Genomic DNA, 16,292 nt, shown 5'->3' with positions numbered 1-16,292 from the left:
ATCCTCGGCCCGTCTTCCGACGGCGTCACCGCCCTCAGCCACACCGTCGCCGAGCGTCCTCCCCAGCCGCGGCAAGAACGGCGCGCAACCGATCGCGCCGCCCCGCTGTGACTGATCGCCAGTGTCTCAGGTGCGAGTGAGGGACCGTCGGCCGAGGACCGTTCGGGAGCGACGGCCGGAAAGCTCCGGACCCGGTGTTCGCGAGGACGAGGAGGGCCCGCAGGAGGGTGGTCGCGTGGCGGGCGTTCGTGCGGACGTCGGTCAGGATGCGCCAGGACTCGGGGTGGGCGAACCCGCGTTCGGTGGCGGCGCGTTCGCGGCTGATCAGCCGGTTCGCTCGCTCCTGGTTCTTCCGCAGCCGGTTCCTGGGTGGTGATGGTGACGATCACGGAATCGCGCGGGGTGACAAGGAGCGCGGGGTCTCGCTCGGGCTCAGGGACGGACTGCCAGGGCAGGACGGTGTGGCTGGCGGTGGCGTGGACGATCTGGGCGGCGAGTCCCTCTTCCACGCGCAGGAGCCCCGCGCCGGCGATGCGGCGAATTTGGTCCATGAGGTGTGAGGCCGGTCCGGAACACGGTCGTGGACCGGGCGGGTTCGCTGTACGTGAGTGCGTACAGCGCGGGGTTGGTCAGTCCGAACTCGACCACGGGTCCCGATCTGCTGCTTGGCTGCCAGGAACGGGGTGAATCCGTGCTCGGCCACCGCGTCCAGCAGCCCCTTCTTGTCGCCGAACAGCCGGTAGAGGGCCGGCGGCTGCAGTCCGGCGGCATCGGCGACCGCCCGCGTGGTGACCGCCTCGCGGCCCCCGCGCTCCAGCGGGCCCGTCGCGGCGTCGATGATCCGGCGGCGCGTCCGCCCTCGCGCGGCGGCGCTGGGCTCCGCGGCGCGTTGGGTGAGGGTCGGTTCAACAGGCATGCAAGCAGCGACAGCGATCCCTGAATCTGGATGCTATCACTGGCACCACCATCACGTTTCCATCGATAGTATCAATGGTATCGTGGAGAGAGTTCCAGCGGAAACATCAGTATGAGGAGAACCGTCATGTCCGACCGTTTGCGCATCATCGGGGTGGAAGAGACCGTCGTGGTACCGGCCGTCTATGACGCGTACCAGCGGGCCGGATCGCCGCAGATCCCCGCCCGCGGCTTCGGCGACAGCCCCATCGCCAGGAATCTGCACGAGGTCGGCGAGCAGCGGCTGGCCCACATGGACGACCAGGGCATCGATGTCGCCGTGCTCTCCTTGTCCTCCCCGGGTGTGCAGGATCTGCCCGAGGCCGACGCGGTCGCGGTGGCCCGTGAGGCCAACGACCAGCTTGCCGAGATCGTCGCCTCCCGCCCCGACCGCTTCCAGGCGTTCGCTGCGATTCCCACCCAGTCGCCGGCCGCGGCCGCGGCCGAACTGGAGCGCGCCGTGTGTGAGCTGGGCTTTCCCGGCGCCATGCTCTACGGGCGTACGGGGGACAAGCTGGCCGACCACCCGGACAACGACGAGCTGTACGCCATGGCCGAGCGGCTGGCCGTGCCGCTGCACTTCCACCCGCAGACACCGGTCCAGCTCGTCATTGACGCCTACTACTCCTACCTCCCCGAGCCCATGGGACCCGTGCTGGCCGGAGCCGGGCTCGGCTGGTACTACGACCTCGGCATCCAGTACCTGCGCATGATCTTCTCGGGGGTCTTCGACCGGTTCCCAGACCTGCAGGTGATCGCCGGGCACTGGGGCGAGGTCGCGCTGTTCTACCTTGACCACACCGGCTTCTTCGGCGAGGCAGGCCGCCTGCGCCAGCCCCTGGCGGACTACTTCAAGAACAACTTCTGGGTCGCCGGCAGCGGCACCAACAGCCCCCGCTACCTGCGCTGGACCGCCGAAGTGATGGGAACCGACCGGATGCTGTACTCCACCGACTACCCCTTCACCTACGGTTTCCGCCCCGGCGGCTTCCCCTACGTCGACACCAGCGACGGTGAAGCCCGCTCCTTCCTGGAGAACTCGCCCTTCACCGACGAGCAAAAGGCCGACATCGGCCACCGCAACTGGGAACGCCTCACCGCCCGCGCCAAGCGCCTGACGGTCTGAAGCGCCATCTACAGTGGCCGGCCGGAGCAGCACCGCCCGCTCTTGCCGGCCCTCACGGCCCCCAACAGGGCGGACCTCGGCGCACGCCGGATCCGCGGCGAACGCGGTCCGCACCATCCCCGCCTGGCGGCTTCCTGCGCTCTGGGGCAGGCCCCCCGCGTGTCGTCACACGATCGTTCGACGACATGCGGTCGACGCGTCCAATGAACCCGTGCAATCCGGAGGTTCGCGGCTGCGCTGCCGAGGAACCCGGCACCGAGGCTGCCCACCGCCCCGTCCGGGATGCGGCGGGGGAGGGCCGACTGCCGTGCGGACGCCGGCGGAGATTTCGACGCGTCTTGAGGTCTCCTGCGTCCGTGTCCGCGATGCGTTGCCTGTCGGAGAGTTGCAGCAGCATTGTGCAGGCATCCGGAGATCACTCGCGCACGACAAGCGCGAGCAGAGTACGGGCACTCCTCCGCCGCCCGGGCCGCTCAGGAGTTCGGCTACGGCGAGGACCGGCAACTGGGTGTTGGTCGCCGGCACCATCGGCAGCACGGAGGCGTCGGCGACCCGCGGGTTGGACAACCCGTGCACCCGGCCCGTCCCGTCGACCACGGCGTACGGATCGTCCGCGGGCCCCATGGCGCAGGTCCCCACCGGGTGCCAGTAGGTGCCCGTGCGGGTCCTGATCTCCTCGTCGGTGAGAGCGGCGGGGCGGCTGCCGAGCGGCTGGACCAGCTTCCCGAGCGCGGCCGTCGCCGCCATCTTGGCGACGAGGCCGAGCCCGCACCGGACCACGGCCAGGTCGTGGCCCACCGGGCCCGAGAAGAACCCGATCGGCGGCTCCTCGTGCGTCAACGGGTGCTGGAACACCTGGGGCGCCGCCCACGCGGACCACACGGACTGGGAACGGGCGGGGGCCTCCCGGCCGGCCTCGACCAGACAGACAGACAGACCGACCGGTCCGGGTCCTCGCTCAGCCGGGCGGCGAGTACGCACCCGGCCACACCTCCGCCGAGTACGACGACGTCGTGGCGCTTCACCGATCCTGTACGTGACATACGTCTGCTCCACCATCTCACCGCCGGACGGCGGCGGTCGTGCGAGCCGGGCGGGGGTGACGCGCGCGGTCGCACGGTGTGCGGGGGCCGCGCGCGGGCCGGGTGTCCCGGCACGCTGTCGGACGTGCGGTCAGCCGCGGTGCCGGGCGGGGTGTTCAGCGTGCCGTCGTGAACGCCGGGGCCAAGTACCGGGCGCCCTCCCGCACGCCCCGGACGGTGACCGCCCCGGTGGCCGGCAACCGGGCGAGACGGGAGCCGGTCAGGCACGCGTTCTCCGGCCGGGAGGCGTACCGCGTGGCCGCCCGCGGCACCGGCACGACCAGGTGCGCGGGCGCCCCCAGCGTCTCGGCGACGACCGAGGCCCAGGCGGCACGGCTCACGCGGTCCGGCCCGCCCAGATGGAGGACCGGCGGCAGGGGCGCGCCGGCGCCCAGCAGAGCCGCCGCCACCTCCGCGACGTCGTCCACCAGGACCGGCGTCGTCCACTGGTCCCGCGGCACCCTGACCTGCTCGCCGCGCCGCAGCCGGTGCGCGCACGCGGCGAAGAAGTTGAGCCATTTGCCGGCGTCCGCGGGCTCGTGCCCGTAGACCAGGCTGACCCGCAGCACCACCGCGTCCGCCGCCGCGTCGAGCACGGTCCGTTCCGCCCGCAGTTTCGCGCGGCCGTAGGCGTTGGCCGGGGAGACCGGGGCGTCCTCGGGGTTGTCGGGCCGGGATCCGTCGAAGACGTTGTCGGTGGAGATCATCAGCAGCCTCGCGTCCCCGGCCAGCGCGGCGAAGTGGGCGGCCGCGGCGGTGTGCGCCGCGACGGCCAGGTCCGGGTGCTCCTCGCACCACGTGACGTCGGACGGGCCGTGCACGAGGACGATGCGCCGCGGGTCCAGCCGGGCCACGAGCCGGCCGCACGCCGCGGAATCGGTGGCGTCCAGGGCGTGCCACCGGAACCCCGGGAGGTCCGGAAGGTGCTCCGGGCGGTGACGCGAGGTGACGGTGACCGGCTCACCGGCCGCCGCCAGCCGTCGCGCGATGCCCATGCCGACGAAACCGCTGCCGACGACGAGGGTGCCCCCGGCGCTCACCGTGCACCCGCCGGGGACGGCCGGGACATCCGGTCGGCCAGCAGTCTGCCGGCACCGATCAGGCCGTGGTCGTCGTCCGGTTCGCCGAGCGACACCATGGCGTCGACCGCGTCCGCGTCCAGACCGAAACACCCCAGTCTCACCAGCTCGCCCACCAACAGCTCCCGGTAGCGTTCGCCGACCGCCAGCGCGAAGCCGCCCATCACGATGTACCGGCACACCCCGACGGAGGTGAAGACGGCCCCGATCGCCTGCGCGAGATGCGTGAGGGTGCCGCGCAGCACCTGCGTGGTGAACTCGTCGCCCTCCCGCACCGCGGCCGCGACGGCCGGGTTGTCGATGCCGGGCGCGCGGCCGCCGCAGCGCGCGGCCAGCCGGGACCGGGCGAAACCAGCCGGGTCGGCGTCCGCCGCACGGCGGACCGCGGCGAGCACCCCCCGCCCGGAGGCGACGGCACCGAGATGGCCGCGCGCACCGCAGTCGCACAGCGGCGCCCCCGGGGACGGATCGCACACCCAGTGCCCGAGTTCGCCCCCGTGCCCGTCCGCGTCCAGCAGCACCTCCCCGCCCCGGAAGACCTTGTTGCCGATGCCGGAACTGACGGTGATCAGACAGAACGGCTCGGTCTCGGTCGCCGCGTAGCGCCAGGCGGCGGCGGTCAGGTCGTTGACCACCACGACCGGTACGCCGGTCCGCTCCGTCAGGAGCTGCCCCAGCGGCAGCGGGTCACCGCGGCGCCCCCACACCGTGGGAGCGGCCAGCACCAGACCGCCGGCGGAGATCGGCCCGGCGAAGGCCACGCCGACGGCGCGCGGCGCCGTCCCCGCGGTGTGCCGGCCGACCTCGTGGACGATCTGGTCCACGACGCGGCGCTGCAGACCGGCCACCGAGTCCTCCGGATGGCGGGCCATGCCCTCGACCGGCACCCGGCGCACGCGGGAGACGGCCGCCGTCACCGGGTCGTAGCTCCCGGTCCGCAGCGTCGTGCCTCCCACGTCGAGCACGGTGAACACGTCGTGGGGCCGCCAGGAGTCCGCGCGGTGCGCCGGACCGGCGGAGAGACGGTCAGACCGCGGGACGGTCACGGAGCTCCTCCTCGAAGACCAGAAGCCACAGATCGGCGGCCGAGTCGTTGACGAGGCCGTGCTCGCCGTACGGGCGGTTGACGACGACGTCCCCGGCGCCGACGCGGAACTCGGCTCCGTCCCGGTACATCAGCCCGCTGCCGCTGAGCACGACGTACGTCTCACGGTCCAGGGCGTGCCGATGGCGCCCTATGGACGTGCCGGGCGGCAGCACGGCGATGTCGACGAACTCCGCTCCCACGCCGCCTTCGGCGCGGGCGAACAGGCGGTGCGCGAGAATCGTGCCCAGCCCGCCGTGGTCGTGTTCCTTGCCGCGCAGGAGCGTGTCGAGGTTCACCACGTCGCGGGCGGTCACTTCGTGCCCCCGTCGCGCGCCAGCGCGTCCAGGGCGGCCCGCAGCACGTCGGCGGGCAGGTCCTCCAGCCGCTCCACGAAGCTCGCTTTGCCGATGCCGGTCGGCACGACGAGGTGCAGCTTGCGTCCCCGTCGCTGCCAGGAGGCGTGCAGGGCCTGCGTCATCAGCTCCGGCGTGCAGGTGGCCGGGTCGAACACGGGGAGGCCGATGCGGCGCAGCAGCGTCACCACGCGCGCGCAGCTCTCCGCGTCGACGAGCCCCAGCAGCCGGGCCACATGTGCCGACAGGGCCATGTCGACGGCGACCGCCTCGCCGTGTTCCAGGCGGTGGCCGCCGGCCGTCTCGATCACCGGGCTGAAGGTGTGCCCGAAGTCGACGAGCCGGGCGAGGTCGTGCTCGCGGAGGTTGGGGCAGAGCTCCTCCATCATCAGCCGCATCGAGGTGCGCAGCACGTACGTCTCCAGCGCGCCGTCGGAGGAACGCAGGAAGGCGTCCGGGTGCTCCTCCAGCGCCCGGAAGAGGTCGGAGTCGAGGATCACGGCCATCTTCACGATCTCCGCGAGGCCGCAGCGGATCTCCCGCGCCGGCAGCGTGGCCAGCAGGGCCGGGTCGTTGAGCGAGGCGTGCGCGGGGTGGTAGGCGCCGAACATGTTCTTGGAGTCCAGGGCGTTGACGCCGGTCTTCACCCCGACGCCCACGTCCACCTGTCCCACCAGGGTGGTGTTGACCTTGATGTAGCGGATGCCGCGGGCGTACATCGAGGCCGCGAAGCCCACGACGTCCGCGACGATCCCGCCGCCCACGGCGAGCATCACCCCGTGCCGGTCCAGGCCGGACGCCTTGGCGACGGCGCACACCCGCTCCACCGACGTGAGGGTCTTGTTCCGTTCACCGCTGTCGATGGTGTGGACGCTCCAGCTGCCCGGCTCCAGCCGGGCGTCCAGGTAGGCGCGCAGCCGGTCGCCGTAGAGACGGTCCACCGTGGGGCCGGTGAAGGCCACCACACGCCGTCCCGCCACATAGCCCGCGAGGAGCGGGTTGCCGGGGCCGAACACCCCGTCGGTGACGTCCACACGGTAGCGCGTGCCGTCCGGCGCCAGCAGGTCGAAGCCTCCGGAGTCCTCGCGGACCCCCTGGAGCCGATCAAGGGCCTGGCCTGACATCTCTCTCCTCGGTCTTCGTTCCGTGCGGTTCACCGTCGGCGAACACGCGGGCGACGGCCTGTACACGGGGATGGCCGGGCAGGTCCTCCAAGGGCACCGGCCGGCCCTGCCCGTCCGCCACCGGCAGCCTCCAGTTGGGGTGCAGGTCAGCGGTACCGGGCAGGTTCTGGGGCCTGCGGTCGCCGGTGGCGTCCGGCAGCCAGACCCCGAGCAGGGTGGACGGGGTGCGGGTCAGGAAACGGTGCAGGGCGACCAGCTCGCCGTCGGCGTCGGGCAGCAGGCCCTGCCGGCGCAGCTCCGCCAGCCAGCCGTCCCGCTCGGCCGCCGCCTGCGCCTTCTCCTCCGGTTCCGGGCGGGTCAGCAGCCCCAGCCGGGCCCGCAGGTCGACGTGTTCGCCGCTCAGCCATGCGGTGGTCGTCGGCAGGTCGTGGGTGGTCAGCGTGGCCAGGCAGTTCCTGCGCCACTGCCGCGGCGGCAGCGGACCGTGCCGTCCCTCGGAACCGCCCAGGTACTCGAAGCGCTGTACCGACGTGCCGAGTACGCCGCGCGCGGCCAGCTCCTCGCGGACACCGCGCTCCACCGTGCCGAGGTCCTCGCCGATCACCGCCACCCCGGCCCGGTGGGCCTCCAGGAGCAGCACGCCGAGCATGGCCTCGGCGTCGTAGCGGACGTAGGTCCCCTCGGACGGGGGCCGGCCCTCGGGCACCCACCACAACCGGAACAGCCCCATGACGTGGTCGACCCGCAGGGCCCCCGCGTGCCGCATGCCGGCGCGCAGCAGCCCGGCCAGCGGCCGGTACCCCTCGGCGGCCAGCGCGTCCGGCCGCCAGGGCGGCTGGCCCCAGTCCTGACCGAGCGGATTGAAGTCGTCCGGTGGGGCCCCGACGCTCATCCCGCCGGCCAGGCAGTGCTGCAGCGTCCAGGCGTCGGCCCCCTCGGGGGCGACGCCCACCGCCAGGTCGTGCACCAGGCCGATGTCCATGCCCGCGTCCTTCGCCCCGCGCTGCGCGGCGGCGAGCTGCTCGTCGGTGATCCACGCCAGCCAGCGGTGGAACGCGACGGCTTCCGCCAGTTCCTCGCGCGCCTCGGCCACCCGCGGCGACCGCGGGTCGCGCAACCCCTCGGGCCAGGACCGCCAGGCGCCGCCGTGCACCTCGGCCAGCGCGGACCAGGTGGCGAAGTCCGTCAGATCCTCGCCCTCGCGGGCGGTGAACGCCTCCAGGGCCGCACGGCGGCCGGGCGGGGCCGGCACCCGGTACACATGGCGCAGCGCCTCGAACTTGAGGGCGCGCACCACCTCCCGGTCGATCAGCGTCCCACCGCTCAGCACGCGCTCGTTGAGGGCCCGCGCCCGGGCGGCGCAGGAGTCCACCGCGCGGCGGGCCTCCCGGTCCAGGTACCGGTACTCCGGCACCTCCTCCACCCGGACGTGCATCGGGTCCGCGAACCGCCGCGAACTGGGCCGGTACGGCGACGGATCGGGCAGCGGACCCGGCTCCACCGCGTGCAGCGGCCCCAGCTGGACGAAGCCGGCGCCCAGCGCTCGGCCGGACCAGGAGGCCAGCTCCGCGAGGTCGGCCAGGTCGCCCATGCCCCAGGACCTGCGGGAGAGCACCGAGTACAGCTGGACCAGGAAGCCCCAGCCGCGCCGCTCGGGCACGGGGATGCGCTCGGGCACCGACAGCAGCGGAGCGGACGCCCGCCGCCGGCCCGCCACGGCGTGCAGGACGTGCGCGCCCGGCGGCAGCGGGTCCTCCGGAGCTTTCTCGCCACCGTCCTCCAGGGCGACGCGGGCCTCGGCGCCGGGCGGCAGCCGCAGCCCCGCGGCCGATCCGGCACGGACGACCACGCAGGGCGGAAGCAGCCTGTCCGCGTCCGCCGCGCGCCGGGCGGCCAGGGCCCGCCGGGCGGCGTCCGGGGTGCTCGCGTCCACGCCGCACGCGGCCAGGACCGCGACCAGGGTGTCCGCGGCGACGGTGACGCGGTCACCGCGGTCGGTGACGTACTCGGTGCTCACGCCGTGCGCGCGGGCCAGGTCCCGCAGGGACGAACCGGGCGCGGTGCCGGTCACGGACGGCCCCCTTCCGGCGCGAAGAGGCGTTCAAGGACGGCGGCGACCCCGTCCTCGTCGTTGCCCGGGGCGACCTCGTCGGCCATGGCCCGCAGATCGTGGTGGGCGTTGGCGACCGCCACGCCGTGAGCGGCCCAGGCCAGCAGCGGGATGTCGTTGGGCATGTCGCCGAAGGCGACGGTGTCGGCCCCGGTGAGGCCCAGCAGTTCGGCGGCCCGGGCCACACCGGTGCCCTTGTCGGTACCCGCGGGCAGGACCTCCACCATGCCCTTGACCGAGTGCACGACGGTCACCTCACCGTCCGTCAGCCGTTGTGCGACGGCGGCCAGCCGGTCCTCGTCGACGTGCGGGTGGTGCAGGATCAGTTTGTCGATGGGCGTCGCCCACAGCCGGCCCGGGTCGGTGGTCACGTCCCAGCCGTGGCGGACCCGTTCCCCGAAGCCGGGGGTCACCTTGAACCGGCTCTCCGGCGGCGAGGTGACGACGCCGAGCTCGACCCGGCCCAGTTCGGCCTCGACCTTCGCGACGACGCCGCGGGCGAGATCACGGTCCAGGGACACCGAGGACAGCAGGCGGTCCGCACCGGCGTCGTACAGTTGCGCGCCCTGGCCGCAGACGGCCAGCCCTCGGTAGTCGAGGGCGTTCAGGAGCTGCCTGCAGGCCACCGCGGGGCGTCCGGTGACCACCAGGTGGTGGGCGCCGGAGGCGGCCACCCGTTCCAGCGCCCGGCGGGTGCGCGCCGACACGGTCAGGTCGCTGCGCAGCAGCGTGCCGTCGAGATCGGTCGCCACCAGCCGGAACGCGGGTGCGCGGGTCGGCACGGTGTCCCAGACCACCCGGCCGGAGCGCAGGGTCACCATGGCGACGGCGTGACCTCCGACGGGCGGTCCGTCCAGTGTCCCCGTGAACACGCCGTCGCCGCCGGCGGCGAGCGGCCGCAGCACGGCACCGCCGGAGGCGGGAGCCGGCTCGTCGGAGGCGAGGACCTCGGTGACCGACTCCAGCGGGGGGCGCGGAGCGCCGGCTTCCCGCGCTTCACCGTCCGCGGCAGTCGTGTCCGCGGCAGCTGGGTCTGAGGAGGGGACGTCCGCGGAGCCCGTGTCCGGGGCAGCCACGTCCGAGCGGGCCGTGCCGGCGGCAGTCGTGTCCGCGACAACCGTGACCACGGGTGCCCCGGACACGGTGGCCGTGCTCGGGGCCCGGGCAGCGGGCGTGGCGGGGGCGGCGGCCGTCAGGGCCCGGCCGGGGGCCGCGCCCGTCGTCGCGGCTGCCTCGACCACCAGCTCGACCCGTTCCGCCTCGGCGTGCGCGTACCGCACGCGCCACGTGCCGTCCGGAGCGGCGGTGAGCCGGAAGCGGTCCGCCTGCCGGGCCCACAGGTCCGGCCGGCCCGCCCGCCGGGCCAGTTCGGCACAGCGGGTGAAGTCCCCCCGGCGGTGGGCCGAGGTGAACAACCGCTCCCAGTCGTCCGCTGCGAGTTCGTCGACGCCGCACCCGAGAACGCGGGCGAGGGCGGTGGCGTCACCGCGTTCCGTCGCCGCCCGCGCGATCAGCTCACGGTGCTCGGTACGGGCGGCGGGCGGCAGCGCCTCCAGCCAGCCCCGCTCGACCAGTTCGCCGGCCGACGGCTGCGCGCGCTCGCCGCGCAGCAGACGTTCGTAGGCGGCCAGACGCAGGTCCGCGCTGCGGGCCCAGGTGAACGAGCGGCCCAGACGCCGGGCGTTGCCCGAGAGCCGGGCGTAGGTGCCGGGTGCCGTGCGGAAGAGCGTCACGGCCTCGCGTATTCGCCCGGCGAGGACCCGGGCCAGCCCCGGGTCGTCGTCGCGGAAGGAACCGGGCACGGAGAAGCCCGTCGCGTCCGGGTCGTCGAGGGGCCGCCCGTGCCCGAAGTGGGAGGTCACCCGCTGGGCGGTGGCGATCGGCACCGCCCCGCAGGCCATCGCCTCGGCCTGGGCGATGAGGAAACCGTCCAGTTCGAACTTGGACGGATACACGCAGAAGTCGGCGCTCGCCGCCTGCTCGAACAACGTGTCCTCGTCGGCGAGCCGCCACTCCAGGCGGAGTTGTCCCGGAAAGCGGTCGGCTAGCCGCTGGAACGCGGCGTTCGCGACCGCCGCCGGCGCGTCACCGCCGCCCCCGGTCGAGCAGCGGATCACGAAACCCACCTCCGGATCTCCGGCCAGCACCTCCTCCACGGCCCGCATCAGCTCCAGCTGGCCCTTGTGGTGCACCGCGTAGCGGGCGGCGTGGTAGAAGACCGGACCGGTGCCCGTCAGACCGAGCGACCGGCGCACCGCGGCCCGGTCCACGGCCTCCGGGTCGCGCGCCAGCCAGCTGTCCGCGATGCCGCAGCCGCCGGCCAGCAGCCGGTCCGGCCGTTCCCGCAGCCGCCGCGCCACGGGCAGCGACCGGAACAGGGTTTCGAACGGCGTGTCCTGCCAGGTGACGTAGTGGTCGCGCTGACCGGGGGACACGAAGTCGATCAGATCCGCGCGGTCGGCGATCAGCGGGAACACACCCACGTGGTCCGGCCCGTACTCGACGTGCATACGGGTGCCGGCCAGCGCCCGGGCCATGGTGGCCAGGGGGGAGTCCTCGGCGGGCGGTGACCCGTCCAGGGCGTCGAGGTCCGGTCCGCGGACCCCGAAGAGCTCCAGCAGCCGTTCCACCTGCGGCCGGTACACCTTCTGCGTGACGGGGGCGTTCGCGGCGACCGTGCTCACCGTCCGGAACCGGTCGTCGTCGGCGAGGACCGTCGGCAGCAGGTAGTGGTAGTAGGGCTCGAAGCCGTGCACGACCGCCGGGCCGTCCGCCAGGTGGCGCTGGACGAAGCGCAGGCCGCCGACCTGGAAGACCAGCGGCTTGAGGTACGCCAGGTCCCGGCCCTCGAGGGCCGGAGGCGGGTAGAGCCGGTCCGGCAGCAGGTCCAGGAAGGCGTCGGACAGCAGATAGACGTCCACGCCGTCCAGGCGTAACAGGTGGGCGCGGGTGTCGAGGGCGAGACCGGTCTCGGCGGGCCGGCCGGGCCACACCTTGGGGTCGAGCACCAGCGGCACCGTGTGCTCGTCGCGGTAGTCGAGCTCCCGGACGTCGAACCGCTCCCGCAGGGCCTGAAGGTGACCGTGCGCGGGTGTGACCAGCGAGACGCGGTGGCCGCGTGCGGCGTACTCACGGGACAGGTTCCACACGAGCGGGGACAGCCCGCCGCGCATCAGCCGGTTGTCGAAGCCGCCGCACTCGAAGGAGAAGGTGACGATGTGCACGCGTGGGGCTCCTTCACTCCGCCGCGGCCCGCGCGCGGGCGCAGGCCGCGCGCAGGCCGGGCAGGTCGATGAACTCGGTGTGGGTGCCGGCGGCACCGCAGGCGAAGGCCCCGGACACCGATCCGGCCAGGACGCACTCCTCCACCGGCCGCCCTTCGAAGTGGGTGTGGAGGAACGCGGTGACGAAGGCGTCGCCGGCCCCGTTGGAATCGACGACGGGCCGCTCCGGCCGCACGGCCGGGAAGTGGCGCACCCCGGCCTCGCCCCGCACGAGCACGTGGCAGCCGTCCGCTCCGTCGGTGGCCACGACGAGGCGGGCCCGGCCCTCGTCGACGATGCCGTGCAGGACCTCCGCAAGCCGGTCGTGGACGGCCGCGGCGCTCATGAAGACGTAGTCGGAGGCGAGGGCGTAGGTGCGGTGGTGGGGGTTGACACCGTCCCAGTCGTGCAGGTCGGTGGAGCTGGTCACCCCGAGCCGGTGGACGTCCTCGTACAGGTCGCGGTTGTGGCCCACGATGGAGAGGTGGACATGGCGCGCCCGCTCCAGGTGGGGCAGGTAGAAGGCGCGCGGCAGCCGCAGGTCCGCGGGGTGCCGGGAGTCGTAGAAGGAGAAGCGGCGGCCCTGCGCGTCGACCAGGTTGACGCCGCGCGGGGTGCCGTGCGGGGACACCACGTGGCTGAAGTCCAGACCGTGCCCGGCGTACGCGGCGAGCACCGCGTGACCCTGGGGATCGTCGCCGAGGAAGTCGATGAACTTGGTGGTGAGGCCCAGGGCGTGCCAGCCGAGCGCCACGCCGTTGCCGGTGTGCGCGACGTAGTCGTACACCGGAGGCACGTGCAGCGAGTCGCCCGGGGGGACCTCCAGTTTCTCGACGCGGACGACGGTGTCCACGCCGGCTCCGCCGACCACCAGGACGTCGTAGGGGGACGGGCTCATGTACGGGCTCCTTCCGCGACGGCCGCGGGGTCCTCGACCCGCTGCACCTGTCCGTTCTCCAGGACCACCGCCGAGTCGATGTCCTGACCGGGGCCGACCGCGGCACCGGGCAGCAGTACGCTGCGCCGGACCCGGGCGCCCGCCCCGACGGTGACTCCGGGGAAGAGCACGCTGTGCTCCACCCGGCCTTCGTTGACGAGGTCCGCCGGGACCAACGAGGCGACCACGCCCAGGGAGTCGGCCACCCAGCCCCGGTCCACCCCGGGCCGGACGGTCATGGGCATCCGTTCGACCGGGAGCCCGGCCCGCGGCCCGCCGGCCGCGAGCATCAGGTGCGCCCGGTGGTAGCGCTCGACGGTGCCGATGTCCTCCCAGTGGCCGGCTACCTCGTGGCCGCGGATGTCCTCGCCGCCCGCGAGCATCGCGGGGATGACGTCCCGGCTGATGTCGTGCTGCCAGTCGGTGCCGTCCAGCTTCTCCAGGTAGCGGTGCAGCACCGCGGCGTCGAAGACGCAGAACGCGGCGAACACCAGGTCGCTGGTCGGTTCGGCCGGCTTCTCCGTGAACTCGGTGAGCCGGCCCGCCCGGTCGAAGCGGACCATCCCGAACAGGTGGACCCAGCGCCGCTCGATCCGCTGGTAGGCGACGGTCAGAGCGGCGCCGGAGGCCCGGTGCTCCGCGATCAGCGGCCGGTAGTCGAAGCGGTAGACGTGGTCCGCGTGCAGCACCAGGACCTGCTCGCGGTCACCGCCGAAGACGTGCCCGGCCTTGCGGATCAGGGCGTCCGCGGTACCGCGCTCGGCCGGCCAGGTACGTGCGGGCAGCTCGCGGGGAAGCCCGGCGCCCGCGGCCCGGTAGGCGTCGTCGTACGGCCCGAAGTGCACTCGGAAGCCCGGGTCGCGGTTCCACACCCGGTACAGGTCGTCCATCAGCCGGCGTTCCTCGTACTGGGACAGCAGCAGTACTTCCCCCAGTCCCGAGTCGCGCGCGTTGGCGAGGCTGAAGTCGACCAGGCGGCAGGCGCCTCCGTACGGGACGAGCGGCTTCAGACGCCCCTCGCCCAGCGGCCCCATGCGCCGTCCCTCACCGCCCGCCAGCAGCACCGCGCGCACCCCTCCACGCTCAGCCATGACGGGCCTCGTCCCAGGTGACCCGGCCGGAGGACAGCGTCAGCAGCAGCCGCGCCCCCGGCCGCGGCGGCGGTCCCTCGAACACGCCGGGCGCGGTGCGGCGCAGCTCCCGCACCCCGGGCAGCGCCCGGACCGCCGGGCCGCGCGGGGCCGGGGTCACCAGCTCCACCCGCTCGGCGTGCGGCAGCCGGTACACCAGCCCGCCGTCGCCGCCGACCGAGCACCGCTCCCGCAGGGCGCGCACCTCCTCGGCGGTCACCGCGGCCGGGTGGCGGTCCACGATCCGTTCGCAGGTACGGAAGTCGGCCCGCTCCCAGGCCGCGTGGAAGAACCGACGGGCGACCGGGGCGTCGACGGGGGCGCGGCGCGCGTACGCCGCCGGGTCGCCGTGGGCGAGGGCCGCCTCCTCGGTGATCTCCTCGTCCTTCAGCAGGTCGAACCAGCCGTGCCGCAGGGCGCGTTCGGCGGGCAGCTCGGCCGGCTCGCCCCGCCACAGGCGGCCGAACGCGGCGAGATGCAGGTCCGCGCAGTGTTCCCAGGTGAACTGCCGGGCGACCGCCGCCGCGCGCTGGGACAGCTCGCGGTAGCGGGCCGGGTCGTCGGACCACAGCTCCACCGCCTCCCGGACGCGCGCGGCGAGCGCGGCGGTGAGCAGCGGGTCGTCCTCGGCGAAGGAGCGGTTGACGGCGAGGCCGGTGGTCTCCGGCTCGGGCCGGGCGTGCCGGAAGTGCGCCATGCCCTCCTGCGCCGTCGCGATGGGCACCGCCCCGCACACCATCGCCTCGCCCTGGGCGATGAGGAAGGTGTCCATCTCGAACTTGGAGGGGAACAGGCAGAAGTCGGCGGCCGACGCGTACTCGAACACCCGCCGCTCGTCCACCCGCTCCGACTCCAGGTGCAGCCGGCCCCGGTGCCGCTCGGCGACCTCGCGGAAGCAGGGGTCGTCGAGCGGGGCGCCGGAGATGCAGCGCACGACGAAGTTCGCGGCCAGGCCGTCGCCCAGCACCCGGTCGACGGCGCGCATCAGCTCCAGCTGGCCCTTGTGGTGCAGGGCGTAGCGGGCGTTGTGGAAGAACGTCGGCAGCGCGGGATCCAGTCCCAGCCCTTCGAGTACCGCCGACCGGTCCACCTCGCCCGGGTCCCAGGCGAGCCACCGGTCGGATAGGGCGCAGCCCCCGACGAACATCTTGTGCGCGTTCTCCTTCACGGCCCGCGCCAGGGGCAGGTGCGCGAAGAGCGCCTCGAAGGGCGTGTCCCGGAAGGAGGCGTAGAAGTCGAGCTGGCCGGGCGAGAGGAAGTCGATCAGGTCGGCGTTCTCCAGGACCAACTGGTAGACGGCCACGTGGTCCGGCGGGTACTCGTAGTGCAGATGGGTCAGTTGCTGGTACTGGCGCACCGCTTCGAGGTCCGGCCCGGCCGGCGGGTGCTCCTGCGGCAGGCCGTCCGGTGTGCCCAGGAGCTCGAGCAGGCGCCGGACCTCGGGCGCGTAGACCTTCTTGGTGATCGGCATGTTGCTCTGCACCGTGCTGACGACGTGCTTCGTCGGGTCGTCGCGCAGCGCGGCCGGCAGCAGGTAGTGGTAGAAGGGCTCGTGGGCGTGGACGATCGCCCGTTCCCCGCCGAACCAGTGGCGCAGGAAGCGCACGCTGTCCACCTGGAAGACCAGCGGCTTGAAGAAGACCAGGTCCCGGCCCTTGGCGGAGTACGGCGGGTAGAAGGTGTCCGGGAGCCGGTCGAGGTGCTCGTTGGACAGGAAGTACAGGTCCACGCCGTCGAGGCGGATGCGGTGCGCGGTGGTGCGCACGGGCAGTCCGGTCTCGGCGGGGAAGCCGTGCCACACCTCCGGGTCGAGGACCAGCGGCAGCACGTACTCGTCCGAGTAGCCGAGGTCCTCCACCTCGTACCTGCCGCGCAGGTCGTCGAGTCTGCCGTGCGCGGGGGTGACGAGGGAGACCCGGTGCCCGCGGGCGGCGAACTCCCGGGAGAGGTTCCACAGGTACACCGAGGTGCCGCCCTGCAGGAAGGTGTGGTCGAAGCCGCAGCATTCGAAGTAGGTCTCGATGATGTGCATCGGGGGCTCGGTCAC

General features: G+C 73.6%; 12 protein-coding genes and 1 pseudogene. 2 read left to right on the top strand and 11 right to left on the bottom strand.

What is annotated here, in order from left to right; translation table 11 throughout:
• Positions 1–227 precede the first annotated feature (227 nt).
• Entirely contained in the window at positions 228–560 is a 333-nt protein-coding gene (locus ACZ3IG_RS07985) for a hypothetical protein (protein WP_467430586.1), read from the top strand.
• 200 nt (positions 561–760) lie between these two features.
• On the opposite strand, the pseudogene ACZ3IG_RS07980 reads toward ACZ3IG_RS07985, so the two are convergent.
• Positions 761–916 (bottom strand): annotated as a pseudogene (locus ACZ3IG_RS07980) (TetR family transcriptional regulator); the annotation flags it as partial.
• Positions 917–1,042: 126 nt separating this feature from the next.
• Between ACZ3IG_RS07980 and ACZ3IG_RS07975 the strand changes: the two are divergent.
• Positions 1,043–2,080, top strand: coding sequence for an amidohydrolase family protein (locus ACZ3IG_RS07975; RefSeq protein WP_467429990.1), 1,038 nt, complete (start codon positions 1,043–1,045; stop codon positions 2,078–2,080).
• 165 nt (positions 2,081–2,245) lie between these two features.
• On the opposite strand, the gene ACZ3IG_RS07970 is transcribed toward ACZ3IG_RS07975, so the two are convergent.
• The 10 genes from ACZ3IG_RS07970 to ACZ3IG_RS07925 all read right to left on the bottom strand — a co-directional run bounded on the left by ACZ3IG_RS07970 (position 2,246) and on the right by ACZ3IG_RS07925 (position 16,292).
• Positions 2,246–2,878, bottom strand: a complete 633-nt coding sequence (locus tag ACZ3IG_RS07970; RefSeq protein ID WP_467430551.1) for a GMC oxidoreductase — start codon at positions 2,876–2,878, stop codon at positions 2,246–2,248.
• Between the two features lie 400 nt (positions 2,879–3,278).
• Positions 3,279–4,202, bottom strand: coding sequence for an SDR family oxidoreductase (locus tag ACZ3IG_RS07965; RefSeq protein ID WP_467429988.1), 924 nt, complete (start codon positions 4,200–4,202; stop codon positions 3,279–3,281).
• Positions 4,199–5,287: an ROK family protein gene (locus ACZ3IG_RS07960; RefSeq protein ID WP_467429987.1), complete on the bottom strand. Its 1,089-nt coding sequence runs from the start codon at positions 5,285–5,287 to the stop codon at positions 4,199–4,201. Before ACZ3IG_RS07960 ends, ACZ3IG_RS07965 begins: the two co-directional genes overlap by 4 nt.
• Complete coding sequence (locus tag ACZ3IG_RS07955; protein ID WP_467429985.1) at positions 5,268–5,642, bottom strand: cupin domain-containing protein; 375 nt, start codon at positions 5,640–5,642, stop codon at positions 5,268–5,270. The genes ACZ3IG_RS07960 and ACZ3IG_RS07955 overlap by 20 nt, the downstream gene beginning before the upstream one ends.
• On the bottom strand, positions 5,639–6,805 hold the full coding sequence (locus ACZ3IG_RS07950) for a sedoheptulose 7-phosphate cyclase (protein WP_467429984.1): 1,167 nt from the start codon (positions 6,803–6,805) through the stop codon (positions 5,639–5,641). The genes ACZ3IG_RS07955 and ACZ3IG_RS07950 overlap by 4 nt, the downstream gene beginning before the upstream one ends.
• Positions 6,786–8,876: a 4-alpha-glucanotransferase gene (malQ, locus tag ACZ3IG_RS07945; RefSeq protein WP_467429981.1), complete on the bottom strand. Its 2,091-nt coding sequence runs from the start codon at positions 8,874–8,876 to the stop codon at positions 6,786–6,788. Before malQ ends, ACZ3IG_RS07950 begins: the two co-directional genes overlap by 20 nt.
• Entirely contained in the window at positions 8,873–12,139 is a 3,267-nt protein-coding gene (locus ACZ3IG_RS07940; RefSeq protein ID WP_467429980.1) for a Cof-type HAD-IIB family hydrolase, read from the bottom strand. Before ACZ3IG_RS07940 ends, malQ begins: the two co-directional genes overlap by 4 nt.
• 13 nt (positions 12,140–12,152) lie before the next feature.
• A complete protein-coding gene (locus ACZ3IG_RS07935; protein ID WP_467429979.1) occupies positions 12,153–13,076 on the bottom strand; it encodes a carbohydrate kinase family protein in 924 nt (307 codons plus the stop codon).
• Positions 13,073–14,206, bottom strand: coding sequence for a sugar phosphate nucleotidyltransferase (locus ACZ3IG_RS07930; RefSeq protein WP_467429976.1), 1,134 nt, complete (start codon positions 14,204–14,206; stop codon positions 13,073–13,075). Before ACZ3IG_RS07930 ends, ACZ3IG_RS07935 begins: the two co-directional genes overlap by 4 nt.
• Entirely contained in the window at positions 14,199–16,292 is a 2,094-nt protein-coding gene (locus ACZ3IG_RS07925; protein ID WP_467429975.1) for a glycogen/starch synthase, read from the bottom strand. Before ACZ3IG_RS07925 ends, ACZ3IG_RS07930 begins: the two co-directional genes overlap by 8 nt.

Source organism: Streptomyces sp. NPDC016677 (assembly GCF_055562815.1).
Note: the sequence above shows the minus strand (reverse complement) of the source record. Positions and strands in the feature narration are given on the sequence as shown.

Coding starts and splice junctions, on each gene's coding strand:
- ACZ3IG_RS07930 (WP_467429976.1), bottom strand. CDS start 14,206: ATGGCTGAGCGTGGAGGGGTGCGCGCGGTGCTGCTGGCGGGCGGTGAG.
- ACZ3IG_RS07950 (WP_467429984.1), bottom strand. CDS start 6,805: ATGTCAGGCCAGGCCCTTGATCGGCTCCAGGGGGTCCGCGAGGACTCC.
- ACZ3IG_RS07935 (WP_467429979.1), bottom strand. CDS start 13,076: ATGAGCCCGTCCCCCTACGACGTCCTGGTGGTCGGCGGAGCCGGCGTG.
- ACZ3IG_RS07975 (WP_467429990.1), top strand. CDS start 1,043: ATGTCCGACCGTTTGCGCATCATCGGGGTGGAAGAGACCGTCGTGGTA.